Origin of the sequence: Gilliamella bombi, from assembly GCF_900103255.1 — a bacterium.
GTDB classification, from domain to species: domain Bacteria; phylum Pseudomonadota; class Gammaproteobacteria; order Enterobacterales; family Orbaceae; genus Gilliamella; species Gilliamella bombi.
This window is the reverse complement of record NZ_FMWS01000131.1, coordinates 1-1,009: the sequence shown is the minus strand read 5'-3', so window position 1 is coordinate 1,009 and position 1,009 is coordinate 1. Positions and strand designations below refer to the sequence as shown.

Below are 1,009 nucleotides of genomic sequence, written 5' to 3'. Positions count from 1 at the left end.
ACTTAATAAGTATATTTAATAATAATCAATAGAATAATCAATACAGAAATAAATATTATCACATTGAATTAATAACAGTAATAATGTTATCTTACTCAGTTAGTTTCAATGTATTGATTCATTGATAAATAATGTTTTAAAGAGAACATAACTTAATATGATACTGGCAATTGATGTTTATTACATTGACAACCGCGCCAAATCGGTCGGTATTTTATTTAATCATTGGACTGATTCAACCTCAGCACTTGAACAGGTAATCACAGATTATCAAGATAACGTTGCGCCCTATCAATCAGGTCAGTTTTATCAACGGGAATTACCTTGCATTATGTCACTGCTTGATAAAATTGATTTAAGTAAACTTACCTGCATTGTGATTGATGGTTATGTACATTTGGATGAAGGTAAGATAGGGCTAGGCGGGCATTTGTATCATGCATTAAACAAAACCATTCCTATTATTGGTGTTGCTAAAAAGCCGTTTTCAGGCAATAGCGAGTATTTGATCGAAGTTCTTCGTGGTCAAAGCAAGCACCCGTTATATGTTACCTCGATAGGCATACCGCTAATAAATGCAGCCAATAGCGTGCAATCAATGGCAGGCAAACACCGAATGCCTGATGTGCTGAGCTATTTAGATCAACAAACAAAATTGTTTAAACACGAACAATAACGGATTAGATTGAATTACAGTAATGCGGACATTCGCTGCCCCAATAAGTCGGCGAATAGTTAAGTAAAATTAGGTATAGGAAAACACCAACTTGTTTCCCCCCCTTCATGATTAAAACAATCTGCTAAAACCCATAAAGCGTTTTTCCTAAAATCGCTTTATGAATTTTAACTGTGTTATAAAAATTAATAAAAAATAAAGATAACCCTCATTTTTGTTAAAAACTTTCAGGAAAGCACCGTGTTTATGTAAAAAAACAAAAAAAATCATACTTAAATAAAAAAGAGTGAAGTCATTGTTATTGCTTTTTTAACCACGACTTTACTATAAAAA

Annotated in this window: 1 protein-coding gene; it reads left to right on the top strand. The window is 32.4% G+C overall.

What is annotated here, in order from left to right; all coding sequences use genetic code 11:
• Positions 1–157: 157 nt before the first annotated feature.
• The gene (locus tag B9N71_RS12705) at positions 158–676 is read left to right on the top strand and encodes an endonuclease V (protein WP_065574336.1); all 519 of its coding nucleotides are present in this window, start codon (positions 158–160) and stop codon (positions 674–676) included.
• Positions 677–1,009: the final 333 nt, after the last annotated feature.